Origin of the sequence: Enterococcus casseliflavus, from assembly GCF_029215545.1 — a bacterium.
Classification (GTDB): domain Bacteria; phylum Bacillota; class Bacilli; order Lactobacillales; family Enterococcaceae; genus Enterococcus_D; species Enterococcus_D casseliflavus.
On sequence record NZ_CP119393.1, the window covers coordinates 160,990 to 186,170 of the forward strand.

25 protein-coding genes are annotated in these 25,181 nt (G+C 43.9%); 10 read left to right on the forward strand and 15 right to left on the reverse strand.

Going from position 1 to position 25,181, the window contains the following annotated elements; genetic code table 11:
* The first annotated feature begins 44 nt into the window (after positions 1-44).
* Positions 45-914 carry an ROK family protein gene (locus tag P0G38_RS00735; protein WP_275855201.1) on the forward strand — a complete coding sequence of 290 codons (870 nt, stop codon included), beginning with the start codon at positions 45-47 and terminating at the stop codon, positions 912-914.
* 441 nt (positions 915-1,355) lie between these two features.
* Here P0G38_RS00735 and P0G38_RS00740 read toward each other — a convergent pair whose 3' ends face one another.
* On the reverse strand, positions 1,356-1,895 hold the full coding sequence (locus P0G38_RS00740) for a DUF1697 domain-containing protein (RefSeq protein ID WP_086291487.1): 540 nt from the start codon (positions 1,893-1,895) through the stop codon (positions 1,356-1,358).
* A gap of 43 nt (positions 1,896-1,938) precedes the next feature.
* Here P0G38_RS00740 and P0G38_RS00745 point away from each other — a divergent pair, with 43 nt between their 5' ends.
* Positions 1,939-2,091 carry a hypothetical protein gene (locus P0G38_RS00745; protein WP_260459609.1) on the forward strand — a complete coding sequence of 51 codons (153 nt, stop codon included), beginning with the start codon at positions 1,939-1,941 and terminating at the stop codon, positions 2,089-2,091.
* A gap of 78 nt (positions 2,092-2,169) precedes the next feature.
* On the opposite strand, the gene P0G38_RS00750 is transcribed toward P0G38_RS00745, so the two are convergent.
* The 10 genes from P0G38_RS00750 to P0G38_RS00795 are packed head-to-tail and all read right to left on the reverse strand — an operon-like array spanning position 2,170 to position 9,891.
* Positions 2,170-3,561, reverse strand: a complete 1,392-nt coding sequence (locus P0G38_RS00750) for an oxaloacetate decarboxylase subunit alpha (RefSeq protein WP_275853642.1) — start codon at positions 3,559-3,561, stop codon at positions 2,170-2,172.
* Complete coding sequence (gene citX, locus P0G38_RS00755; RefSeq protein WP_275853644.1) at positions 3,558-4,100, reverse strand: citrate lyase holo-[acyl-carrier protein] synthase; 543 nt, start codon at positions 4,098-4,100, stop codon at positions 3,558-3,560. The genes P0G38_RS00750 and citX overlap by 4 nt, the downstream gene beginning before the upstream one ends.
* Entirely contained in the window at positions 4,093-5,625 is a 1,533-nt protein-coding gene (gene citF / locus P0G38_RS00760; RefSeq protein ID WP_275853646.1) for a citrate lyase subunit alpha, read from the reverse strand. The genes citX and citF overlap by 8 nt, the downstream gene beginning before the upstream one ends.
* Before the next feature lie 2 nt (positions 5,626-5,627).
* The gene (citE, locus tag P0G38_RS00765) at positions 5,628-6,515 is read right to left on the reverse strand and encodes a citrate (pro-3S)-lyase subunit beta (RefSeq protein WP_005230463.1); all 888 of its coding nucleotides are present in this window, start codon (positions 6,513-6,515) and stop codon (positions 5,628-5,630) included.
* The gene (citD, locus tag P0G38_RS00770; protein ID WP_005230465.1) at positions 6,503-6,811 is read right to left on the reverse strand and encodes a citrate lyase acyl carrier protein; all 309 of its coding nucleotides are present in this window, start codon (positions 6,809-6,811) and stop codon (positions 6,503-6,505) included. Before citD ends, citE begins: the two co-directional genes overlap by 13 nt.
* 12 nt (positions 6,812-6,823) lie before the next feature.
* Positions 6,824-7,819 carry a [citrate (pro-3S)-lyase] ligase gene (gene citC, locus P0G38_RS00775; RefSeq protein WP_275853649.1) on the reverse strand — a complete coding sequence of 332 codons (996 nt, stop codon included), beginning with the start codon at positions 7,817-7,819 and terminating at the stop codon, positions 6,824-6,826.
* Between the two features lie 12 nt (positions 7,820-7,831).
* Positions 7,832-7,957, reverse strand: a complete 126-nt coding sequence (locus P0G38_RS00780) for an OadG-related small transporter subunit (protein ID WP_008381833.1) — start codon at positions 7,955-7,957, stop codon at positions 7,832-7,834.
* A gap of 24 nt (positions 7,958-7,981) precedes the next feature.
* The gene (locus tag P0G38_RS00785; RefSeq protein WP_005230469.1) at positions 7,982-9,097 is read right to left on the reverse strand and encodes a sodium ion-translocating decarboxylase subunit beta; all 1,116 of its coding nucleotides are present in this window, start codon (positions 9,095-9,097) and stop codon (positions 7,982-7,984) included.
* 23 nt (positions 9,098-9,120) lie between these two features.
* Positions 9,121-9,534, reverse strand: coding sequence for an acetyl-CoA carboxylase biotin carboxyl carrier protein subunit (locus P0G38_RS00790; RefSeq protein ID WP_275853652.1), 414 nt, complete (start codon positions 9,532-9,534; stop codon positions 9,121-9,123).
* A gap of 9 nt (positions 9,535-9,543) precedes the next feature.
* Positions 9,544-9,891, reverse strand: coding sequence for a hypothetical protein (locus P0G38_RS00795; RefSeq protein ID WP_275853654.1), 348 nt, complete (start codon positions 9,889-9,891; stop codon positions 9,544-9,546).
* A gap of 431 nt (positions 9,892-10,322) precedes the next feature.
* On the opposite strand from P0G38_RS00795, the gene P0G38_RS00800 reads away from it, so the two are divergent.
* The 3 genes from P0G38_RS00800 to citG all read left to right on the forward strand — a co-directional run bounded on the left by P0G38_RS00800 (position 10,323) and on the right by citG (position 13,337).
* The gene (locus P0G38_RS00800) at positions 10,323-11,669 is read left to right on the forward strand and encodes a CitMHS family transporter (protein ID WP_034872423.1); all 1,347 of its coding nucleotides are present in this window, start codon (positions 10,323-10,325) and stop codon (positions 11,667-11,669) included.
* A gap of 116 nt (positions 11,670-11,785) precedes the next feature.
* The gene (locus tag P0G38_RS00805) at positions 11,786-12,481 is read left to right on the forward strand and encodes a GntR family transcriptional regulator (protein ID WP_005230494.1); all 696 of its coding nucleotides are present in this window, start codon (positions 11,786-11,788) and stop codon (positions 12,479-12,481) included.
* Complete coding sequence (citG, locus tag P0G38_RS00810; protein ID WP_254777456.1) at positions 12,474-13,337, forward strand: triphosphoribosyl-dephospho-CoA synthase CitG; 864 nt, start codon at positions 12,474-12,476, stop codon at positions 13,335-13,337. Before P0G38_RS00805 ends, citG begins: the two co-directional genes overlap by 8 nt.
* On the opposite strand, the gene P0G38_RS00815 is transcribed toward citG, so the two are convergent.
* A complete protein-coding gene (locus P0G38_RS00815) occupies positions 13,314-14,030 on the reverse strand; it encodes a response regulator transcription factor (RefSeq protein WP_005230498.1) in 717 nt (238 codons plus the stop codon). The two genes, citG and P0G38_RS00815, sit on opposite strands and share 24 nt — an antisense overlap.
* Before the next feature lie 53 nt (positions 14,031-14,083).
* Here P0G38_RS00815 and P0G38_RS00820 point away from each other — a divergent pair, with 53 nt between their 5' ends.
* The gene (locus P0G38_RS00820) at positions 14,084-15,889 is read left to right on the forward strand and encodes an ATP-binding protein (protein ID WP_074536239.1); all 1,806 of its coding nucleotides are present in this window, start codon (positions 14,084-14,086) and stop codon (positions 15,887-15,889) included.
* Between the two features lie 15 nt (positions 15,890-15,904).
* On the opposite strand, the gene P0G38_RS00825 is transcribed toward P0G38_RS00820, so the two are convergent.
* On the reverse strand, positions 15,905-16,324 hold the full coding sequence (locus tag P0G38_RS00825) for a phosphate-starvation-inducible PsiE family protein (RefSeq protein ID WP_008381850.1): 420 nt from the start codon (positions 16,322-16,324) through the stop codon (positions 15,905-15,907).
* Between the two features lie 478 nt (positions 16,325-16,802).
* Here P0G38_RS00825 and P0G38_RS00830 point away from each other — a divergent pair, with 478 nt between their 5' ends.
* Together P0G38_RS00830 and P0G38_RS00835 are read left to right on the forward strand one after the other, a co-directional pair.
* Positions 16,803-18,326, forward strand: a complete 1,524-nt coding sequence (locus P0G38_RS00830; protein WP_005233089.1) for a flavocytochrome c — start codon at positions 16,803-16,805, stop codon at positions 18,324-18,326.
* Between the two features lie 277 nt (positions 18,327-18,603).
* Positions 18,604-19,986 (forward strand): lytic polysaccharide monooxygenase, encoded by a 1,383-nt coding sequence (locus P0G38_RS00835; RefSeq protein WP_074536235.1) that lies wholly within the window; start codon positions 18,604-18,606, stop codon positions 19,984-19,986.
* Between the two features lie 179 nt (positions 19,987-20,165).
* Here the strand turns inward: P0G38_RS00835 and P0G38_RS00840 are convergent, their stop codons facing one another.
* Together P0G38_RS00840 and P0G38_RS00845 are read right to left on the reverse strand one after the other, a co-directional pair.
* Positions 20,166-21,446, reverse strand: a complete 1,281-nt coding sequence (locus P0G38_RS00840) for a 2-hydroxycarboxylate transporter family protein (RefSeq protein ID WP_005230514.1) — start codon at positions 21,444-21,446, stop codon at positions 20,166-20,168.
* A gap of 13 nt (positions 21,447-21,459) precedes the next feature.
* Positions 21,460-23,121, reverse strand: coding sequence for a malolactic enzyme (locus P0G38_RS00845; RefSeq protein ID WP_276526192.1), 1,662 nt, complete (start codon positions 23,119-23,121; stop codon positions 21,460-21,462).
* A 116-nt stretch (positions 23,122-23,237) separates the two neighbouring features.
* On the opposite strand from P0G38_RS00845, the gene P0G38_RS00850 reads away from it, so the two are divergent.
* Positions 23,238-24,134, forward strand: coding sequence for a LysR family transcriptional regulator (locus tag P0G38_RS00850; protein ID WP_074536231.1), 897 nt, complete (start codon positions 23,238-23,240; stop codon positions 24,132-24,134).
* Positions 24,135-24,684: 550 nt separating this feature from the next.
* Positions 24,685-25,113: a hypothetical protein gene (locus P0G38_RS00855; RefSeq protein WP_074536230.1), complete on the forward strand. Its 429-nt coding sequence runs from the start codon at positions 24,685-24,687 to the stop codon at positions 25,111-25,113.
* Positions 25,114-25,181: the final 68 nt, after the last annotated feature.

A 25,181-nucleotide genomic window follows, 5' to 3' on the forward strand; every position in this document is an offset into this window, starting at 1 on the left:
ACGTTTCTTTTTTTGAAGATAAGTGAATGAAAGGTGTAGATAAAATGTTATATGGTGGAATTGAAGCTGGTGGAACAAAGTTTGTCTGTGGGATTGGTAATGAACAATTACAAGTGATAGAACGGAAAAGTTTTCCTACCACAACACCAGAAGAAACGATGAAGCAAGTGTTTGATTTCTTTGATAAGTACAAAGGAAATATCGCATCAATTGGTGTAGGAGCATTTGGGCCAATTGATATTCAAATCGAATCAAGAACTTACGGATATATCACCAACACTCCGAAGGTAGCTTGGCAAAATTATCATTTTGTAGGAGCTTTGGAAAACGCCTTGTCGGTTCCCATCTATTGGACTACCGATGTAAATGCTGCTTGTTATGGAGAATATATGGCAGGGTATGGAAAAGGTAAAAATAGTGTTCTTTATTACACCGTTGGTACTGGTGTTGGTGGTGGTGCTGTAGTCGATGGAAAAATAGTCACAGGTTTCAGTCATCCTGAAATGGGACATATGCTCTTACAACGTCATAATGAAGATCAATTTGAAGGAATCTGTCCTTTTCATCATGATTGTTTGGAAGGGTTAGCCTCAGGCCCCGCGATTGAAAAACGCTTTGGAAGAAAAGCCCAGACCATTTCATTTGATCATCCTTATTGGACGATTGAGGCAGATTATCTTGCTCAGTGTGTGTATAATACAACGTTACTATATGCACCGGAAGTAATAATTTTAGGCGGGGGTGTAATGAAACAGCCGCAACTACTCGAGTTGATTCGCCAAGCGTTTAAAGAAAAAATGGGTTCCTACGTGGATACGCCCACTCTCGAAGAATACCTACTAACTCCAATGCTTGCTGACGATGCAGGTTTGATCGGCTGCTTAGCTTTAGCAATAAAGAAGTTGGAACAATAGCAGCATGTTAAAGAACGTGTGAGAGAGTTTTTATAGCAGTTAGGATAGATAAAAAGGTTAACTAAAATGAGAGCTAGAAAAAAGGATGGCTAATAATAGATGTTCATATATATTTTTTGCGTAATCGAATGTCGCAAATAAGAATTTTTTCTTTCGTTCTCGTCTTCAGTTATATTGTTGTCTAGCTGCCTCAAAATTACTTCTTAGTGCTTGGTTTTTGTTTTATCACAGATATTCATTATAGAAAGACACGATGTGAAAATCTATTATTCTCGGTAGTTTATTGCTTCTAGTTGGGATGATTGCGTAGAAACTTAACGTCAGTTAAAGTGCGTCACGAATAGTAGTAACGAGAGCTAATGAGACATTAGAATGTTATAAGAAACCCGTCAGAAGAGTCTACCTGACGGGTTTTATAATTATTAGAAGGCTTGCTATTCCTCACATCTTCGCAATCTTCCGCACGGTGTTGATAGTCCGAATCGTAATCTGTTTGCCGACGCTGGTACTGGCTGTTTTTTTCCACCAATTGGTTTTTTGATAGTCTTTGCGGATGTAGGACCAGAAAACGACGTCTTTGTAAGGGAAAACCTGTTCAAGGTCGGCATTTGGAGCCCCGAGTTTTTCAGATAACACCTCGTAGGTCAGTGAAGGCATCAAAAAGATCAGGTTGTCATAGATGGTTTTATCTTCCGTTCCTGACCAGTCAGGTCTATGGGCCAAGCGTTCCTGCAGATCTGTTTGGCCAATGATATAAATAGCGATATCAAAGGAAAAGTACCGTTTGATCATTGCTTTAATCATTTCGGCAAGGGCTTGTGGATCATACCCTTCACTGGAAAAAATCACATTGCCGCTATTCAAATACGTGACCACATCTCTAAACCCCAGTTCTTCAAAACCGGCTTTCAATTCTTTCATAGAAATTTTGTTCTTTCCACCGACATTGATGCCTCTTAATAAAGCGATGTATCGTTGCATGGCTAGAGCCTCCTTTAAAACGCTTCTTTTAGCTGATTATAGAATGGATGGAGAAGAAGCACAATCCTGGCTTCTCAGCTGCCCAAAATACGTGAGCGAGAAGCGATTAATGCAAGCTTATTGGTGGAGTGGCCGTGGCGTACGTATTTTTGCACTGCTGATTAGTAAAAAAGAAGAAACAGCCTATAGATGGTAATACCCCTCACAAATTTGCTAAAGCAAGCGAATTTGTGAGGGGCACTTTAAGTTGTTTTCTCTATTTCTGGTTTCATTGTTAATCCACCGCAATCCTCACAGACACTGTCTGTACGGGGACATCATAAAAGGGATCTTCTCGTCGGCCTAAAAAGTCTTGGGCTTGCTGAGGGAAGAGGGCGTACATCAGCACGTCTTCTTCGCTTTTGGCATACTCAGCGATTTCTTCCTTGAAGGCTGGCAATTGCGGTGCCAGTAGATCAGCTGGTCTGGCAGTGATCACTTCAGCATCTCCGATAATTGTTTCTTTGATTTCGTCGCTGATGGGTGCTGGCGATTGTCCATAAAGTCCTTTGACGTAATCTTTTATCTCACTTGGGACAAGTTTGTAGCGTTCTCCTGAAATTACATTCATCAAGGCTTGAGTGCCGACCATTTGCGACAATGGGGTCACTAGCGGTGGATAACCCAAGTCCGCTCTGACTTTTGGTACCTCTGCTAGGACTTCTTCATACTTGTCTTGCAATCCTTGTTCCGTCAATTGGCTGAGTAGGTTCGACAACATGCCGCCAGGTACTTGATAGATCAAGGTTTTGGGTTCGATGTCTTTGACTTTCGGATTCAGCAGCCCTTCTTCACGGAAACGATCACGAACGGGATTGAAATGTTCTGCAATCTCAGCGACTTTCTGCAAATCAAGTCCAGTAGCAAAGCCGCAATCTTCTAAGGCGATCGCCACAGATTCGGTCGCTGGCTGACTGGTGCCGCCAGCAAAAGAGGAGATGGCAGTATCAATGATGTCTGCGCCAGCTTCCGCAACTTTCAAGTAAGTCATCTCAGCAATGCCGCTGGTGGCATGGGTATGGACTTCCAGCGGCAGATCGACCGCGTCTTTGATTCGGCTGACCAACTCGTAGCCGGTTTGCGGCGTCAAAACGCCTGCCATATCTTTGATACAGATAGAATCTGCGCCGAGGTCTGCCATTCTGTTGGCAAGGTCAACGAAGTAATCCACGGTATGGATCTGGCTAGTAGTATAAGAGATCGCCGTTTGACAGTGTCCACCCGCTGCTTTTGTGGCACGGATGGCAGTTTCCAAATTGCGGACATCATTTAAAGCATCAAACAAACGAAGAATGTCGATGCCGTTTTCGACCGATTTGGTCACAAAGTCAGCAACGACGTCATCGGCATAGTTTTTGTAGCCTAAGAGATTTTGTCCCCGTAAGAGCATTTGCAGTTTGGTCTTTTTCACTTCTTTGCGGATCGCCCGCAATCTTTCCCATGGGTCTTCATTTAAAAAACGCAGGCAAGCATCGAAGGTCGCGCCGCCCCACATTTCCAGGGCATGATAGCCTGCTTGGTCCATGGTTTTTAGAATCGGCAGCATATCGCTGGTAGGCATTCGCGTGGCGATCAGACTTTGTTGGCCGTCCCGCAAGACGGTTTCGGTAAATTGGATTTTTTTCATTCTTTCACTCTTTCCTGAATGATTTTACGGATCTGCTGCTGCATGTCTGCTATGCTATGAGTTCTAGAACGGCCACAAACTTTGGCGTCTTGCTCACAGACGTAGCAGCTTCTTGCAGGCAGTCCAATTTCGGTGCGGCTGATAGGTAAAAGCTGGTCTTGGGTTTTGGTTAAGACATCAAGATCCACCAACCGGCCGTAAGGATGATTGGTCTCAATCTGAACCATCATTCGTTTTAGTTCATAAGGATCTGTGGGCAGTACGAGATAATATTCTGGTCCGGTCTCCAAGCTGCGGTAGAGGTTTGCCAGTGGAATCAGTTCCTTAACGGCCTCTTCGATTTCCGTAATGAGTTCTTCAAAAACTGCGGTCAATGGGGCAGAATTTTTCACGGGACCAGGAATATTCATGGTGGCAACAAGCAATGCCGCTTTTTCATCCGCAGCGAGAAGCTCCCGTTGAAGGGAGCTTCTATTTTCTCGCGCCTGCAGCATGTCGGTTAGCGTCACAGGGGTTCCTGAAAATAGGGCATCAGACATTTTTGACCACATCAATGATCGTGCCATCGCGGTATTCGATCAAAGCGACGGTTTTTTCCCCGTACTTGATTGGTTCGGGTTGACCGACAATGCTGTAGGCTTTTTCTTTTAATTCTTCAATGGTGTATTGGGGAATATCCAATGCTTCAAAATGGCTGATCAAGTCTTCGCGAGCAGGATTGATGGCGATCCCGATTTCCGTGACGACAACATCAATGCTGGCGCCTGGCGTGACGATCGTGTTGACGGTATCGACGATCGTTGGGATCCGTCCCCGCACGAGAGGAGCGATCACTAAGCTCATTTTGCACGCCATACTGGTATCTGAGTGTCCGCCAGAAGCACCGCGGATCACACCGTCAGAACCGGTGATGACATTGATGTTGAAATCCGTGTCGACTTCCAGTGCGGAAAGAATGGCGGTATCCAATTGATTGATAAACGCCCCTTTGCTTAACGGTGAGGCATACATATTGGCATCGATCTCGTAATGATTGGCGTTTTTTCCTAGCGATTGTGCGGAAGGGTGATCAAAGTCTTGGACATCGATCAGTTTTTCCACTAATCCTTCTTCTAACAGTTCCACCATGGCATTGGTGATGCCGCCAAGGGCAAAGCTGGCTTTGATCTCATCTTGGATCATTGCTTCGCGTAAAAAACGAGAAACGGCTAATGCGGCACCGCCCGTTCCAGTTTGGAAGGAGAAGCCATGTTGGTAGTAAGGCGAGCTGGTGATGACCTTGGCTGCATACTCAGCAATCAGCAATTCTTTTGGATTTTTGGTAAAGCGGGTCGCGCCTTTTGCGATCCCTGCAGGATCACCGATGGCGTCGACTTCCACAACATAATCGACATCCGTTTGGGGAATGCTGATTGGGGTATTTGGAAACGGCACCAGAGTGTCGGTGATGATCACGACTTGGTCGGCGTATTTTGCATCGACCATTGCATAGCCCAATGAGCCGCAGGTTGCTTTTCCGACGGTACCATTGGCATTGCCATACGCATCTGAGCTAGGCGCTCCTAAGAAAGCGACATCGATGTGGATATCGCCGGCGGCAATCGCACGAGCCCGACCGCCATGAGAACGGATAATGACTGGGGCATCCATAATGCCTTCGGAGATTGCGGCACCGACTTTGTCCCGCAGACCGCTAGAGGTGATATTGGTCACGACCCCAGATTTGATATGTCCGATCAATGGTTCATGGACATTCGCGATGGAACTAGGGGCAATCGCAAGATTCTTGATGCCCATTTTTGCGATCTCGTCCAAAACGAGATTCATGATAAAGTCCCCTTCGCGAAAATGATGGTGGAAGGAGATCGTCATGCCGTCCGTTAGCCCTGTTTTTTCAATGGCTTCACGGATGCTGCCTAAGACCTTGCTTTTGCCTGGCAGGACTGGCTCGATCTTGCGACTCGCTTCTTTGTAGGCATGGATATTGGCCGTTTCATTTTCAAAGACCCCGTATTGGTTGGCATAGCATTCAGGGATGTCTTTTCCTGCTTTGTTTAACACCATAATTACACTTCCTCCTCGGTAATCAATTTCGCTGCTTTGGCAAGGGCGATCACGCGTTCCGCTCGCTCAACGATTGGTTTATCGACCATTTTGCCATTCAAGGAGATCACACCAGAGCCTTTGCTTTCGGCTTCGCGAATGGCCCAGATCACTTCTTTGGCCTGTTGGATCTCGGCTTTTGAAGGCGCATAGATCCCATTGACTAGGGGAATCTGCCGTGGATTGATCACTGATTTTCCGTCAAAACCAAGCTGCTTGATGCGAGTCGTTTCAGCGATAAAGCCATCTGTGTCATTGATATCAGAAAAGACGGTATCGATGGCGGCGATCCCTGCAGCTCTAGCTGCATGCAAGATCATACTGCGGGCAAACAACAATTCTTGCCCATCTGGGTAGCGACGAGTCTTCATATTGGTGACATAATCTTCTGCCCCTAAAGCGATCCCGATCAAACGATCGGAAGCTGTAGCGATGTCTCGGGCATTTAAAACGCCTTCGGCAGACTCGATGGCAGCCATCATTTTGGTGGTTCCTACAGGCAGATCATTTTCTTCTTCTACTTGTGTGATCACAGCGGCAACGTCAATGATGTCTTGGGCGGTTTCAGTTTTCGGTAGACGAATGACGTTGACCCCCGCTAGGACCATCGCTTCGATATCAAGGGCACCCACCGTGTCGAGGCCGTTGATGCGTACGACGGTTTCGATGGCAGAATAGTCAAAGGTTTTTAAGGCAAAATGCACCAGTGTCCGAGCGGAGTCTTTTTCATTCAAGGAGACCGCATCTTCTAAATCAAACATAACGGAATCGGCGCCATACAATGGTGCATCTCGTAGCATGGCAGCATTGGCTCCTGGTACAAACATCATCGTTCTTCTTAAACGTTCCATGTGTCGATCTCCTTCCAAGCATACTGTTCTTGTTCGGCGGCCCGATGAACGGCGGTCAGAGTTCGGGCTTTGATGGTACAGTCCAATGCGCCTTTATCGGTGGCAGTGATTTTGGCCTGTGTCACGCCTAGATGGTTCAGCGTCTCAAGGATGACGGCGCGAATTTGTTTGCCGAATTGTTTTTCTACACTGCTATCGAGGGTCAGCTCGATGGTTTGGGTTGTGGTAGGCTCGATCGCGATCAAGATATCACTGGATTCAACAGAGCCAGCAACCGCACTTTTTTTGATTTCCACTTATTATCACCTCTAAATATAGTTATGCTGCATTAAAAATGAGAACGTTGTTTCTGGTAAAAATTGCTGCAAGGAAAGTAAATCTTTTTCTGCAATCGCTTTCCGAACGTTTGTAGCCGAAACGGTTGATTGGTTGATCTTCAGACGGTCGATCACGATCAGTTCAAGCTCGGGTGAAAAAACGGCAGCCATGGCCTCGTTGTAGAGTTGGGTCACGGGCGAGTAAGGCTCTGAGCCTACAAAACGCGTAGTGATCGCCAACAGCGGGGCAATTTTTTCTTTGAAGAGGGTTGCATCAAAGGCGGCTTGTTTTTTGGCGATCGCCTCAGGTGCTTGCTCTTTCAAGAAATAACTGGGAAAGACCGCCGAAGAGACGAGATAGTTGTTGGTCGGCAGCACCGTTACATTTGGCAGATGAGCCACACCATCCGTCACCATCTGCAGCCGTTCGCTGGTAGAAAATTGCGAGCGGTCTTCTGATAAAACGAACACATAAACCTGTTCTTTTTGACTCGCAGCCGTTTCGACTAAGTACAAATGGCCTTTGGTAAAAGGATTAGCGTTCATGACGATTGCGCCGTTGTTTTGTCCAATTCGCTGCCGTTGCAGTTGCTGGGCATAGCTTTCAAAAGAAGGAACGCCTTGTTCCATGAACAAGATGTCTTGTGCTGCCAGTACTTCACGAAACCCGAGGGATTCAAAAAACAGGCGGTTTCTAGGTGCTGTATAGACGAAGGACTTGGTGAAGCCTTCGTCTTTGATATGATCGCTCAGGTGCGAAATCAATTGCGTCAACAGCTGTTCGGAGCGTCTTTTTTCACAGACCACCACATACTTGATGATATTGGCATAGCAAGAAGCAGTAGCAATCAAGGTTTGCTGGTCAAAAATGCCGACGGTATAGGCTACTTCTTCACCAACGGCTAAGCCAGCATGAGTAATCAATTTTTGCCATTGCAAAAAGACTTCCGGATCTTTTTGCAGCCAGATTCTTTTTAAGGTATACATACAATGCCTTCTTTATTTTTTTACTGGGAAGAGCTTCGACAAAAGCAAGGATGCGAAGTAGATGATCAGGATCACGACAAAGACGCCGCCCCAACCGAATAACAACAATTCAAATGAAGTCAGTAAATCTTGACTCATAGTTTTCCTCTCCTTTCTAGTGACCTAAGCAATCAGTGCCAGCAGTAAGCCACCGGCGATGACCGAAGCAATCTGTCCTGAAACGTTGGCACCGGCTGCATGCATCAAAATAAAGTTTTGCGGATCTTCATCTGTCGCCATTTTTTGGATGACTCGACTAGACATTGGAAACGCAGAGATACCAGCGGCACCGATCATTGGATTGATTTTTTCTTTACGGAACAAGTTCAGCACTTTCGCAAACAACACGCCGCCGACCGAGTCCATAATGAAGGCAACCAGCCCTAAACCAATAACCATCAATGTATCGACTTGTAAGAATTCTTCATATTGCATTTTCACAGAAATGGATAAACCTAGGAGGATACTAATGATATTCACTAGTTCGTTTTGAGCAGTGATGGACAAACGATCCAAAACACCACATTCCCGTAAGAGATTTCCAAACATCAAAAATCCGACCAATGGCAATGAAACAGGCGCAATCAACCCTGCTACGATCGAAATCACGATCGGGAACAAAATTTTGGCCGTTTGCGAAACTTCACCGGCACGATACGACATACGAATTTTTCGTTCATGCTTGGTCGTCACTGCTTTGATGGCAACCGGTTGAATGATCGGTACTAGCGCCATGTAAGAGTAAGCTGCTACCATGATCGCACCCATATATTTCGAGTTCAGCGTATTTGCGACAAAAATCGAAGTCGGACCGTCAGCAGCGCCGATGATCCCGATGGAAGCTGCGTCGTTTAAATCAAAACCAAGCAACACGGCAACGATGATCGTAAAGAAGATCCCGAATTGCGCAGCAGCGCCAAACAACAAAAGAAATGGATTTTGCAGCAAGGGACCAAAGTCGATCATCGCGCCAATCCCGATAAACAAAAGCAAGGGGAACAATTCAGTTGAGATCCCCATATCAAACAATACTTGGAACGGGCCAGCTTCTCCGCCAGCACTTAACACACCTGAGTTCGGGAAGTTCACTAACAACGTGCCCAATCCCATAGGGACTAACAAGGTTGGTTCATATTCTTTCTTGATTCCCAAATACATCAATAGACCACCGATGAACATCATAACGATCCGTCCCGGCTCCGATCCTAACCCGACTACACCTTCAATTAACGTTTCCACTACGTCACTTCCTTTTCAATAAATTAGCCGATCGTAATCAGCAGTTCTCCTGGGTTGACCATGTCGCCCGCATTGACTGCAATGGCAACCACGGTTCCTGCTTTTGGTGCCACGATCTCATTTTCCATCTTCATGGCTTCTAAAATCATCAACGACTGATTTTCTTGTACAGTATCACCTACATTGACCAAGAGACGTAAAATCGTTCCCGGCATCGGAGAATGAATCGGCTCGCCATCAGCAAGAAGCGTAGCTGGCGCTGGCTGTGGTGCTACTTCTGGTTCTGGTGTACTGACTGCCTCTGGTTGAGCAGGTACCGCTGCGGGAGCCGGTGTTGGCGCTGCTGGGGCAGGAGCGGTAGGTTGCGGCGCACCGATTTCTTCCATTTCGACAAGGTATTCTTGCCCATCGATCGCTATTTTAAATTTACGTAACATGTTTTTCCCTCACTTGTTTTCATTTTTTTTGGCTATTTTTTTGATTGTGAACTGAGAATCAGGCAGCTCTCCTGCGGCAATACTGGCAGCAATCAGGGCGACTCGCTTAAATTCAGGATTGCGTTTCTCAATTCTTCGAATGACAAACTGACTTTCAGGGTAACATTCAGCCCCTAGTGCGGCGGCTATCAGACTGACTAATGGATAATCTTCTGCAGGCGCTGGCTGATAGCTCGACACTTCTTGCCAATCAGACGCGGGTGAATCCGTTATCATTTCCTCGGGCTTCAAAGGGGAGCTGACAGGCGCATCAGGTTCATCATGCGTTTTTTTGAACAATCTTTTAATAAGATTCATGGGTTTCTCCTTTCTCAATGATTCGTTCCCTTTCATTATAGAAATTCCCGTTCAATCAGCGAGATTTATTTCGGCTAAAAATTGTTTTTTCAGTGTTCCTTTTTTGAAAAAAGAGTGAAAAACCTTATTAAACGTTGATTTATCAAGGTTTTTATTGCGTTAATATTCTATTAAGAACTTTTTAAACGAAAAATAAGATTTGAAAAGAGAAATTGTTTTTTTGCTGTTCTTTTTTAAAACGGGTCTTTTTTTCTATTTCTTGATTGTTTATTCTTAGACGTGTAAAGCATTCAATAACATTATTTCCTTTAAGAAAAGAAAAAGATTCACAAACTAGTGACGCTTGTCGCTAACAAATTACGGGCCTGTAATTTTTTTAAAATGTTTTTTGATAACGCTTACACATTTCGATGCATGAAAGGAAGAAGAAAATGTTCTTAACGATTTTATCCTATGCTATGATTATTGTCTTCATGTTCGTCATCATGAAGAAAAAAATGTCACCCTTTACATCCTTAGTAATTATCCCATTACTATTTACCCTCGTTGCGATGGTTGCTGGTGTTTCAGAAAAAGGCAATATCGGTGATTTTGTCCTTGAGGGAATCTCCACCACAGCCAACACAGGGATCATGTTGCTGTTTGCGATTTTGTACTTTTCCATTATGTTGGATGCGGGATTGTTTGATCCAATCACGAAAAAAATGATTTATTTTGCTAAAGGCGATCCGATGAAAGTCTTGATGGCAACGGCAGTCGTTGCCGCTGCAGTCTCTTTGAACGGTGATGGAACGACCACGACCTTGATCTGTTGTTCTGCGTTTATTCCCATCTATAAGAAGTTGAATATGAAAATGATGAACCTTGGTGTCTTGATCATTTTGCAAAATACCATCATGAACTTGTTGCCATGGGGCGGACCAACTGCTCGGGCAATGGCCGTGCTGGAAGTCGATGCGGATATTCTTTCTTATTTGTTGCCAGGAATGATTTTGTCTCTGTTATATGTGATTTTCTTCGTAGCTCGCAGAATGGGGATCCAAGAACGGAAACGTTTAGGAGTTACCGAGCTGACGAATGATGAGATTTTAGAAATGACAACTGTGACTGATCCTGATACATTAGCGATCCGCCGTCCGAAAAACTTTGTCTTCAACGGTATCTTAACGATCGTCTTGATTGGCTGGTTAGTAGCAAGCTCCTTTATTTCTAGTATCGCTTTACCGCCAATCTTGTTATTCCTAGTAGGTACGTGTATCGCATTGATGGTCAACTACCCAATCTTGAAAGACCAGTCGTCACGGATCGGTGCCAACGGTGGTGACGCCGTGCAAGTCGTAATTTTAGTTTTTGCAGCAGGCGTCTTCATGGGCTTGTTCCAAGGCTCAGGGATGGCAACGGCTTTGGCGAATAGCTTCACGCAAATCATCCCTAAACAATTGGCTGGTTTCTGGGGCTTAGTCATTGCCCTGATTTCTGCACCTGGGACCTTCTTTATTTCCAATGACGGATTTTACTTTGGGGTCCTGCCAGTCTTAGCAGAAGCAGGTCGTTCGTATGGTTTTACCAATATGCAGATGGCCTTAGCCTCTTTAATGGGCCAAGCGTTCCACTTGCTAAGTCCATTGGTTGCCTTCATCTACTTGCTGTTGCGCTTGACGGGCTTAGATATGGGGCAATGGCAAAAAGAAGCTGCGAAATACGCACTGGGGATTTTCGTGATCTTCGTCGTTACGATCGTGCTATTAGGTCACATGCCGTTTTATATTCCACAGTAATTTCATACAGAAACTATCGAGCAGGCTGCCATTTTGCTCGGTAGTTTTCCTTGTTTATCGATAAACTTATTTTTTCCCAAAAATCTCATTTGTTTTTAGTATGATAGGAGTAAATCATGAATCCAATTATTGATGCAGTAAATAAAAATCTGGATCTGACCAAAAATAAACCATTAAAAGATTTGATCTATGAAGCATTCAAAAAAACCATCATTTTAGGAGATATTCCCGCAGGCTCTCGCATCAATGAGAAAGAATTTTCCGATACGCTAAATATCAGCCGAACTCCGATTCGTTACGCCATGACTCAGCTCGTGGCTGAAAAACTGGTGGAGCATGTGCCAAAAATCGGCATCGTCGTAAAAGGGATCAGTATTAAAGATGCTTATGAGATTTACGATATCCGTAAATCATTGGATACGTTGGCGACTATCAAAGCGATGGACTTGATGACTGAGGAAGATTTCCAGGAGATGCGCTGCTTGTTAGAACATGGCGAACAGCTGAATCGTGAGGATGATGTGGATGGGGTCTTGAAAAACTTTTCGGACTTCAATGCGTTTATTTACGAAAAAAGTCAAATGCTGCGGTTAAAAAGTATCGTGCTAGATCTGCAAGCGTACCTCGTGTATTTTCGTGACATTGCGATTCGCTCTTCTAGAAGAAGGGATGCGGCATTGGCGGAACATTGGCTGATTTATCGCGGCATGAGAACCAATGACACGGAACAGATCACGTTGTTGACCCATGAACATTTGGATCACTCCCTGCAATTTATTCTTGCTGAAATGGAGCGAAGAAAAATTGACTGATTCCCGTCTTTTTACCGCCAGCAGCTATGCAGTCAATGCGCTGCTTTATGAGGTAGCGTTAGCACCCAAGCCTGGTTTAGTAGATCCTTGCTCATCTGGTGCACATCAGGACATGAATGTGTTTACCTTTATCAACAGTAGCACTTGTTTGGCGCCGTTTTTTCAGCGCTATAGCCAAGCGGGCTTTGCCCATACAGGCTCGCTGATCCAGCTATTTGACCAGTTACGAGGCATCGGTCAAGAAGCAGAAGAAGCGATGTTTCAGGCAACCAAAGGCATCAATACCCACAAAGGGGCAAATTTTTCCTTTGCAGTTTTGTTGGGGGCGACAGGAGTCTATTATCAACAAAATGGCAAGGCGGAGCTGACGGCTGAAGATACCAATCAGATCCTGCAGCTTGCCGCTGATATCTGCCAGCATTTGGTCAAGCAAGACTTGCAGCAAATCACCCACAAAGACCAATTGTCTTACGGAGAAAAAAATTATTTGACCTACGGCACGATGGGGATTCGTGGAGAAGCTGCTGCTGGGTATCCAACGGTCAAAAAACTGCTGGAGTACTTACGGCAGCAACCGCAAAAAACCTCCGTTTCCTTGTTGCGCGGGTTAGTCTATCTAATGAGTGAAACCGAAGACAGCAACCTCGTCCACCGAGGCGGCTACGAGGCGATGAAGACCGTGCAGCAGGAGATGCAAAAAATTCACCAAGCCAATCTGTCGGATACAGACTTGCTTCGTGAATTAACGATCTATGATCAAGTATTGATCGCACGCCATTTGAGTCCCGGCGGCTCGGCGGATCTTTTAGCCTTGGCCCTTTATTTCTTGCAGCTAGAAGGCGTCTCCTTCTGGTAAAAAGGTATAGCCGATCCCCCAAACGGTTTTTAAAAAGCGGGCGTGCTTCGGCTCATCTTCAATTTTGTTTCGCAGATGATTGATAAAAACCATCACGGTATTGGCATCGAATTGGCCATCTTGCCAGACATTGCTGTAAATCTGTTCTTTCGAGAACACTTGATCTGGATTTTCCATGAAAAAGCGCATCAGCATGATTTCTTTTGAAGACAACTTGATGGGCTGATCATTTTTGAAAAACTGATAGCGTTTTTGGTCAAAACGAAACATGCCGCTGCACAGATCGCCTTCCGGTTTGGCGATCCCTTTTTCTCGCAGCACGTTGCGGCGATCAAGAATCGAAACGATTTGTGCTTTTAAGAGTGCCGGTGAAAAAGGCTTCGTAATGTAATGATCGGCGCCAATCTCATAGCCGTTGATCATGTCTTTTTCGTCACTTTTTCCGCTTAAAAAAACGATCGGCACCGTGGGGTTTTCTTCCCGAATCAGTTGTGCCAAATGATAGCCGTCATTTTCATGCTCTAAACTGATATCCAGTAAAAAAAGATCAAAGCTGACACGAGAGTTGATCGCAATCGTTTTTTCAACGGAATCGGTCTGATAGATCAAAATACCCGTCGACTGTAAAGATTTCCAAATCAGCCGCCGAATGGCAGGGTCATCATCAACGATTAAAATTTTTTCATCTCGCAAAATATCCGCCTCCTGTATCAATAGTATTATAGTAAATATGAAAGGGGTTTACAATGAAACCGCCATCAAAGTTTTGGCTGTATTTAAGTGTGGTCGCTACCTTATTCATTACATTGATTGGACTTATTTTTACCTTTACAAGTTATAAAAGCGCACAAAGACAAGCTGAAACTGTCGGGTTGCGGCAGTTGGAAACGGTCAACCAAGCGGCGATCAAGCTGATTAGTCGCAGTATCGAATCGTACCACATGGCTCTTACCAATTATGCCGATGACCACCTCGAAGGCGCCGCCTTGGCTGATTTGCAGCGCCCCTTAACGTTACCAGTAATCAATTCCGCGAACAATGCCATGGTCGGATTGTTTTTGATCGACCAAACGGGGCAGGTCATCGCCCAAAATACCGTAACGGCGGTCAATAAACCAGAAGACCCGCCGGTGCAAGAATTGTTATTCAAAGACCCATCCTTAGACAAAGTATTGGCAGGACGACAAGTACAAAATGGGCAAGTCTATTTTGATGGCAAGCAGGCCTATTTAAATGTGTATCAGTCCTTAACCCTTGACGACAAAGAAGCGGTTCTTGTGATGCCTTTGAATCTGCAGCGCATGTATCATCATGAATTTACCACCGATCGCAATGTTTCCGGCTATACGATGGTCAAAAACGCCGATATGCGGATCGTTATGCACCCATCGGACGAACAAATTGGTTTTTCCATCGTTGAGAGCCGCAAAAAAGAATTTCCAGAGCTGGATTTCACCGATCTTGAGCGCTTGGAGCAAGAACAAATCGACAATGAAGAAGGCACCTCCGTCTATTATTCTTATTGGTGGAACGAAGAAACACTGCAAAAAGTGCTGAAATTGGCTGCTTATCAATGGATCACCATCGGCGACAGTCGGCTGATCGTCGCTAGCAATGCCGATTTTTTGGAGCAAAGCGGTCTCTTCTTACAAGACAACTTGATTTTGATCGGCCTACTGGGTTTGTTGTTTGTCATTATGATTTTATTGACCGTCCTGATCAAAAACTACATGAAACGCAATCAAGCCTATGTCGAAAACCAAGCATTGAAAGAACGACAACGGCTGTTAAAAGAAAAGCACGAAATCGAAAAAAACATTTTGCAAGAATCAAAACTGGAAACCATTGGCTTGCTAACGACCTCAATCGTCCATGACCTTAACAACTTTTTGACGCCAATGATTGGTCATCTGCAATTGCTGATCGAGGAAAACCAACACGATGAAGTCTTAGTGGAGGACTTGCAAGAAGTCTGCAAAGCGGCGGAAAAAGGCAAAGAGTTATCCAGCAATGTGCTACGTTTTTCGAAACTCGAAAGTGCCGATAAAACTGTGCAGTCGATCACTACTACCTTGACAGAAGCCATCGATACTATGCGCGCACTGTTGCCAAAAGCCTTTTCCCTTACGTATGATATCCAAGAAGTAGGATATGCCGTCTACGAGAAGATCGATCTGCAAGTCATTATTTACAATTTGTTGATGAATGTGTACCAAGCAAATGCCGATTGCAGCATTCGATTGAGTCGCACTTCGACAGAAAGCGCCACCTTTCCGTTTCGTAAGCAAGCTTTCTCCGCACAACAGGAGTTTGCTTTGATCGAAATCGTCGACAACGGTCCCGGCATACCAGAAGCGATCCAAGAAAAAATCTTTACCCGCTTCTTCACGACCAAGAGTGCCACTGGCGGTACTGGTCTAGGACTCTTTACTGTCTCTTCGATCGTGGAAAAAAACGACTGGTTGATCGATGTTACAAGTACGCCTAAAGGAACCACCTTTTATATTGGTATTCCTCTAACTGATCCCGAAAAAGCCACTGAACTCAACTGATCCGACGGGCTAGTTTCAGTGGTCTTTTTCTTGGGCATGCTGGAAGGCATTGATTTTTTGCAGGACTAGCAAGACCAGTACCAAGACAAAAATCGCTAGAGCAAAAAATAGGGCATCGTTCGCCATGCCTTGCGTCAACAATAGCTCGCGCAAAATCGCAGTAATACTGATCAAAATCAAGTAACGGACGGGAATATGGTGTCCGTCCTTCATATACCGCAGCAACATCAAAATGATTTCTAACAAAATGAATAACGTGGCAATTTCTTCAATCAAAAAGGACAGGTGGGGCGCTTCACTTAAAGGAAAGAGCGTCGTGCTGATCATAAAAATCGCTTTTCCCATAAAAATCAAGACGACAACGACTAAGATCGCTAACATGCTATCAATACAGATACTGATCACTCGCTCGAACATCCGGGTCAATTTTTCCATTTGCCACTCCATTTCTGCTTTTTCTTTTATTATACAAAAGAAGGCGCAGGACAAAGAGAAAAGAACAGTGAAAGAACAATCGCGGCAATATCTTTTTGACCGCGAACTTAACGGTCATTCTATGAGCGGGACCTTTGTGGCAGCTTTGAATAGAAGAAAGTAGCGAGGAAAATATAGTATCTTTTTCCAATAAAATTAGAAAAAGATGAGAATGGATAGTTAAAATATACACAAATTATTACGAGACACTTAGTTTCTTTTTTTGTTACAATGGTTAAATAAAATAGAACTCTGTTGAAACGTTGCTTAAACAATGTTTTTATCGCTATCGAATAGAAAAATAGTCCGATCGCAAGATGTTTACCATTGTTAATAAAGTAACAAGTTAAGCAGGGTTCGCAAGAAAAATGCTTCTTTTCTTATCATATATGACGGGGATCAGTGAGGAGAAAAGAGCAAGAAAAACGGAGGGAAACAAATGAAAAAAAGTGGATGGTCAAAATGGGTGATTGGGGCAGCCTCATTATTGTTGCTTAGTGCATGTGGTGCCGATGGCGGTACAAAAGCCAGCAGCAGTGCGGCAAGCTCTTCTTCAGAAAGTGAAGTCACTTCAGGTGCTTCCCAACAAGAGTATACCGATCCAGCAGAGTTAAAAGATCAATATGATATCGTCATCGTTGGTGCTGGCGGTGCAGGGATGGCAGCAGCCTTGTCGGCTAAAGATGCTGGAATGAATCCAGTCATTTTAGAAAAAATGCCGATCGCAGGCGGAAATACCTTGAAATCTTCTGGCGGAATGAACGCATCAGAAACCAAATTCCAAGAAGCCCAAGGCATTGAAGATTCGAATGAACAATTTTTTGAAGATACCCTTAAAGGTGGTAAAGGAACCAACGATCAAGAATTGCTGCATTATTTAGTAGACAACTCTGCTTCAGCGATTGATTGGTTGGATTCAATGGGGATCACTTTAGACAATATCAGTTACAGCGGCGGTGCCAGTGTAAAACGGATCCATCGTCCTCACGACGGTTCAGCAGTCGGTACGTATTTGGTGGATGGCCTGTTGAGAAACATTCATGAGCAAGAAATTCCTTTATTTGTAAATGCTGATGTGACAAAAATCAATGAAACAGACGGCAAAGTCACTGGCGTCAACGTGAAAATCAATGGCGAAGAAAAAGAAATCGCTGGTGATGCAGTGGTTGTTACTACTGGTGGTTTTGGCTCCAACAAAGAACTGATCGAAAAATATCGTCCAGATCTGAAAGGCTATGTCAGCACGACTTCTGAAGGAAGTACAGGCGATGGCATCAAGATGATCGAAGAATTAGGCGGCGCAACGGTTGATATGGATCAAATCCAAGTCCATCCAACAGTGGTTCAAGATACAGGTATGTTGATCAGTGAAACCGTTCGTGGAGAAGGCGCCATTTTGGTGAACCAACAAGGAGAACGTTTCTACAATGAATTAGAAACCCGCGACAATGTTTCTGCTGCTATCACAGATCTGCCAGAAAGCTATGCCTACTTGATTTTTGACAATGCGTTAGCAGGCAGAGCCAAACAAGTCGATTACTACAAAGAACAAGGTGTAGTGGTAGAAGCCGACACCATCGAAGCCTTAGCTGAAAAAATCGATGTCGATCCAGCAACCTTGAAGAAAACCTTAGATACATGGAACCAAGCAGTGGCAGACAAAGCCGACAAAGATTTCGGTCGTGAAACGGCGATGGACTATGATCTGACGGAAGGGCCATTCTATGCGATTCAAATCGCACCTGGGATCCACCACACAATGGGCGGCGTCAAAATCAATACGAAGACCCAAGTATTGAAAGAAGATGGCACACCAATCACTGGCTTGTATGCAGCAGGTGAAGTGACCGGCGGTATCCACGGACAAAATCGAATCGGCGGCAATGCTGTAGCCGACATTATGGTCTTTGGTCGCCAAGCAGGCGCGCAATCCTCTGACTATGTGAAAGAAAACGGGAAATAAGCGGCTGTTTTTTCCTAAAAAAGACCGTATATAAAGAAAGAAACTTGGAACGAATCCTCTTAAGCGATTAGGAGGAGAATCGTTTCAAGTTTTTTTGTATTTCTCACTGAAAGGACGGAAAACTAGTCATTATAATCTTATAATGATTTAGTCGTTTATCATACATATATAAATAAACTATTTTTAAATAGAGGGTTTGCTTTTCACTGAATCGGAATCAAGGAATAAACTGATAAGTTTGGTTTATTCGATGATAAAAAATTTTAGGAGGCAGAGTATGAAAAACGCATTGGTAAAATGGTCGGTCGGGGTGGCAATCTTACTTGGAGGGACCTTGTTCTTCACGGGGAAACAAGTATTTGCTCATGGTTATGTGGAATCACCGATCAGTCGGGGCTATCAAGGGTCTTTGGATCGCAATACGTTAGGGTGGAGCGCTGCGTTTGAAAAATATGGCAATGTCATTTCAAACCCACAATCATTGGAAACCAAAAAAGGCTTTCCAGAAGCAGGACCAGTAGATGGTCGCATCGCTTCGGCAGATGGTGGACTCGGACAAATCGGGGACTTTGTTCTTGATGAACAAGGAACCAATCGTTGGACCAAACAAGACATCAATCAAGGACCATTGCGGGTCAACTGGCATTATACAGCGCCTCACAAGACCACAAAATGGCATTACTATATCACGAAACCAGGATGGGATCAAAACGCGCCACTTTCAAGAGATAGCTTGGAATTGATCGCTACTGTGAATCACGATGGATCGGCTGCCAGCAATAGCCCAAGCCATACCATTACCATTCCAGAAAATCGTCTCGGTTACCATGTCATTTTAGCGGTCTGGGATGTTGCCGATACGCCAAATGCCTTTTATAACGTGATCGACGTTAACGTTTCTGGTTCAACAGTCATTCCTGAAAAACCAGCAGCACCGGCAAATGTCCGATCAGAACGAGTGACTAGCAGCACGGTGGCTTTAGCATGGAACGGTCAAACCGATGCGAAAGAATACAACGTGTATCGTGATGGTGCCTTAGTGGCAACGACTACTGAGCCAACCTTTACCGACACGCAATTAAAAGCCAACACGACCTATAGCTATCAAGTAGAAGCAGTCGGCTTTACGGCGTTAGTTTCAGAAAAAAGTGCTGCAGTGAAAGTGACTACCTCAGCAGACAATCAAGTCGAAACCCCTTCGACACCAGGAAACCTACACCAAATGAGTGTGACAGACAGCAGCGTGTCCTTAATGTGGCAAGCATCCACTCATACAAATGGGATCGCTGGATATGATGTTTACCGCAATGGCGTCAAAATCGCTACAGCCACAGGAACAACCTATGAAGACACGAATCTAGCAGCGGATACAACCTACAATTACCAAATCAAAGCAATCAGCAAAACGGGCGAACAATCCGCCTTTAGTAACCAGCTGAGCGTGAAAACCAATACCAAAGAAGAAACGGAAACACCTGGAGGCGGGGAGTCAGAATACCGTGTGTGGAAACTAGGTACTTTCTCTTCACCAGAAGTGTATACAAGCGGTGAAAACGTGAGCCATAAAGGCAGCAACTATGTCGTGATCAACACCCACTCAAATTACGGGGACACAACATGGTCTCCTGATCAAGCACCAACCTTGTTTAAGAAGCTGTAACCCTTGAATGAATCAGTAAAGCAAGAGCAGTGCGGAGGCACTGCTCTTTTTGACTCTTTTATGAGGAAATGATTGGACCTTTGTTTGATTCGTGCAACCAATTGGCCGAATTCGTTTGATAAATGCAAAAAAGTGCTGCTATGCGTCATGCACAGCAGCACCTGTTTTTTTGTTTTAGATCAAGAATAGAAGAAACGGATCAAGATCCCACCTAAAATCAGCACGATCGCACCACATAAACGGTTGGCCATTTGGGCAAAAGCAATCATTTCCATTCTATCAGAGGCAGACAATACAGCGATATTGCCTGTTCCCCCCATGGAGTTGTTGATCATACCGGCGCCAATTGCGGTTTCAACGGGGTACATCCCCAATACCATCCCGAAGAACCAGCTGGCAGCCCCCATAGATACGACACTGGTTAGGCAAAGCACGACAAATTGCCAAGTAAAGGCAGATGCCAATGTTGACAGATCAATCAATGCCAAACCAATCCCCGCCAAGACCGCATGGGTCAAATTCGTCATCACAACATTGTTGAACATCACCACAGAATCTTCAAGTTTCTTAGGGACAATGTTCAAGGCTTTCAGAATAAAGACAATCACGATCATAAAGGCATACTCGTGAATTTTAGGGAAAAAGTCACTTAAAATCGCACCAACGACCAACAGTGAGAAGGAAAAGAGCATCCCGACCCCGATTTGTTGGGCATCAAGCGTAATTTTTGGTTTTTCTAATTCTTCTTTCGTGGCATTAATCAAGGTGCCATGGCCATTGTATTTGGTTTTAGCAAAAGCTTTGGCGATAAATAAAGCACCAATAATGGCAAGAATATTCCCGAAAGTAACTGCTGGCGCTAATTGAGAAAAGATGGCAGCTTGATTGCCGTTTGCCAAGCCATCGGCATAAATTTGTGAAAGTGGGGTGATTCCCGCTCCCATCCCGCCAGACATCATTGGTAGAGATACATACATCACCGAATCAGCAAAGCCATTGCCTAGCAGCATACCGACAAGGCCGACGGAGAAAAAGCCTACTACCATAGTGATCAAAGCAACGGGAATGAATTTCGTAGAAGCTTTCACCAACAAATTACGGTTCATCCCTAAAATCGAGCCGCAAATCAAAGCGGCAATATAGAAATCAAGAAAGCCAAAACCGCCCCCCATGAAGTCACTGACCGCGTCAATGACTTTCGTGGGTACGAGATGGAAGGAGGCTAAAAGGGTGGCACCAAGCAGGGTAAAAACTGACCCGCCGCCAAGATAAGAATTCATGATCGGGAGTTTTTCCCCAATGAAATACAGCAGGTGTCCTAAGGCAACCAGTAAAATGGTGATCCCAACCATATTTAATGGCAACTTGTCTAAGGCAATCGCACTGAATATGACAACCATGAAAAAGAGATACAAGGGAAGACTAATTCCCGAAATCGTCATCGTTTTTAATTTATTCATTTTTCAGACCTTCCTAGTATGTTGGATACCATTTAAGATTTTGGACAGCTTTTGCCATATCGGTTTCTTGCGCTTGGGCTAGTCCTTGTTCTTTGGCTTTATTGGCAACTGCTTCAGCCACTTTGATAGAAACGTCCGCAACGTATTCAAATGGTGGGAGAACAGGTGCACCGGGTTGGCTCAAATCAACCAAACCACTTAATGAGTGAGCAGCGGCACCAATCATTTCGTCGGTCAAGAGAGAGGCTTCTGAAGCCAACATACCTAACCCTAGACCAGGATAGATCAAGGCGTTGTTTGCTTGACCGATTTGGTAGTCGACTCCTTTGTATTGGATCGTTCCTGAAGGGACACCGGTTGCCACAAAGGCTTTTCCATCAGACCATTCGATTACTTGTTCAGCCGTTGCTTCTAATTTTTTGGTTGGATTAGAGATAGGGAAAATCACTGGACGAGCTGTGTTTTCACACATCGCTTCCACAACTTCTTTGGTAAAGGCACCGGCATTGGTTGAAGTACCGACCAAAATCGTTGGTTTTGCGACTTTAATGACATTGATCAATTGCGTCATATCGCCAACATTGGCAAAGTCAGCCCGTTTTTTGGCAAATGGTTTTTGTGCAGGAGTCAAATCGGACATATCATCGAACAAAAGCCCTTGTTTGTCAACCATAAAGAAATGATTGTAGGCTTCTTCTTCTGAAAGACCTTCGCTGACCATTTCGGCATGGACTCGACTGGCAATCCCAGCACCAGCGGAACCACCGCCATAACATAAGTAGACTTGATCCGTTAATTTTTCACCTGTAATATCTAATGCGCCGAAGATACCGCCCAGTACAACGATTCCCGTTCCTTGGATATCATCATTGAAAGTTGGAATCGATTGTTTGTATTTGTCCAAAATCGTTGCAGCATTTGAACGGCCAAAGTCTTCCCAATGCAAGTAAAGTTTAGGGAACAATGATTCTGCCGTTTGAACAAATTGATCGATGAATTGGTAGTAAGCATCACCGTAGACACGTTCTTGACGATTGCCTAGATACAAATGATCCTCTAACAATTCTTTACGGTTGGTCCCAGCATCGATCACGATTGGTAAAACAGAAGCAGGGTCGATCCCAGCAGCTGCTGTATAAATCATCAATTTACCGACAGAAATATCGACACCTTGGACACCCCAGTCACCAATCCCAAGAATTCCTTCAGCATCTGTGGCTACGATCAAGCGAATGTCCCGATCGCCAGCGGCGTTTTTCAACGTTTCTTCGATGTTTTCTGGATGATTGATATCTAAGTATGCTGCATATTGAGGATCAACGAATAGGCGGCTGTAATTTTCAATGGTATCAGCAATCGTTGGATCGTAGACGATCGGATTGAATTCAACGATATGTTGGTTGAACAAATAGTAGAACAATGTCCGATTGGTATTAAAGATCTCCATTAAAAAGTGACGTTTTTCAATGTCGGATTCTTTGGTGACATATTGCAAATAGGCTTGTTCTGCTTGTTCTTCGATCGTTTGCACGTGAGGGGGCAATAAACCGATCAACCCTAGTTCTTTTCGTTCTTCTTGCGTAAACGCGGTTCCTTTGTTTAAAAATGGGTTATTTAAAATGTCATGTGCTTTCATTATGTTCCTCCAATGGATATATTTTGAGTACTCGTTCATTTCCATTAGCTACTTTAATCCTCGGACAGAATTATAGTCAACTATCGGTGGTATAATAAAAATTATTTATAACAAAACCGATGCGAGCTTGAATCGGCTAAGGGAGAAATCAGACGATGAACATACGAGATTTAGAATACTTTAACGCTTTGGCAGAGATGCTTTCTTTTACGCAAGTGGCGCATAAATTTGCTGTCAGTCAACCAACCGTCAGCTACGCTATCAAACGCTTGGAAGAGCATTATGGCTGTGATTTGATCGCTCGAGAAGCCTCTCATCGCTCCATCTCATTGACGACAGAGGGGGAAATTTTGAAGGCTCATGCGCAATATATCTTAGATGAATTTGTGACCTTGGACCGAGCCATCGACCATGCTAAAAACAATCGGACCCACATCGGTTTGCCGCCAATCATTCGTTCCAAAGTCTTTTCAAAACTCTTAGATGAAAAAGAGATCATCCGCTTTATTTCGAATTTCCACTTAGTATCTGGGGGATCCAATGAATTGCTTTCGAAACTATTATCAGGAAAAATCGATTTTAGCTTGCTGGGCAGTGTCAATCCCCTCGTCCACCCGAATCTGCAGGTGAAGTTGCTGCATCAACAAGAGTTTTTTATCTTTGTGTCAAAAGAAAACCCATTGGCAGAAAAAAAGGAAATCTCATTCGAAGAAGCTGCCGAATATCCCTTTATCCTATTGGAAAAAGGCTATACCCATATGCGGGCCTTTCAGAATTTAAGTGAGAAATCAAAGAAGAAGCCAGAAGTCCCCTTTTATTTTTCAGACGTCCAGACGATTGGCCAGCTGGTCAGTTCCAATATCGGCATTACCTTGATGACGGAATTTCCCGTGTTTCAAGAAATGGAAGGCTTAGTGAAAATACCATTGGTCCCTGAAGATAAGGAAATCTTTTATATTCAATATGCCTATTTAAAGAGTGCGATGTTGAATCAAGAAGTCCAGAAGTTGATTAGGATCTTGGATGAGCTGTCTTGGGAGGAGGAAGGGTGAGGAATGGGGATTTCTTGATGTAAGGGCAGAGAAAAAATGGACGTTTGGGGAGGGGTAACCGTCCTAACTTGGAGAAGTATTTGGTTCACTAATGGTGTTTCAGAATCAGGGAGAACTACTACCAGTATCAAAAGAGGACTTTGGTTTGACACTTATTATTATACATGGAGTTACAGAGTTTGGTAAGAAATCTAATACTACTTTATTCCTTCTATTGCAAACAGAAGGAATTTTTCTTTTTTAGAAAAAATGATCGTCTTGTCTACAAATACGACAGATAAAAAAATAGAAACCCTGAAAACAATTTTTGCTCAAGATACCATAATTTCAGCTGTTAGACATATCATAAAGTTAAGCACTGAAAGAAACTATAGAATTTAGCTGAATTTATATATAATGCTATTTTTAAACCGAATCGTTTCATAAATAGTGTGTTTTATAAATTTATTGAATAAACTTATTTGTATTTTGTTATTGACTTTTAATGTTTTTATATGATATCGTTTTATTATGAAATAATGAATAAAATATAATGTGCAAGGAGGAAATAATGGAAATGATTAGTGTTGCTAAAAAAAGTATCAAAGGATTATTTTTAGTTGGTGTTGTATCATTAGGTATTATTGCGTATCAACCCAATTCCGCTGTAGCGTCAGAAGCTACGTCTGAGTTTTCTGGTGGCTGGATAGAAGGAGAAGGGGAGTTTGGAAACAAACCAACAAATGCAAACTCTTTAATTTCAGCAAGAGCAAAAGATTTCTATCATAATAGTGGGAACAAGAATGTTACTACCCGACAAAAAACTGGATGGGCTGAGACTTACTGGCGTAATGTTTACCACTATTCTCGTGTGCAGCTAAAAGCCCCTATACTTAAAGATGTACGTGTAGATTCGGGAAGAAAATACGGGCAAGCTTATTCATATGCTGAAGCAACAGGGGTTCGAGATCTAGTAACTTATACTTACTGGGGAAGCTGATTGCTAAAAAAATCTAATGTTCGAATTAGGATACCCAACTCTTGAAGTTGGGTATATTTATTTAGGCC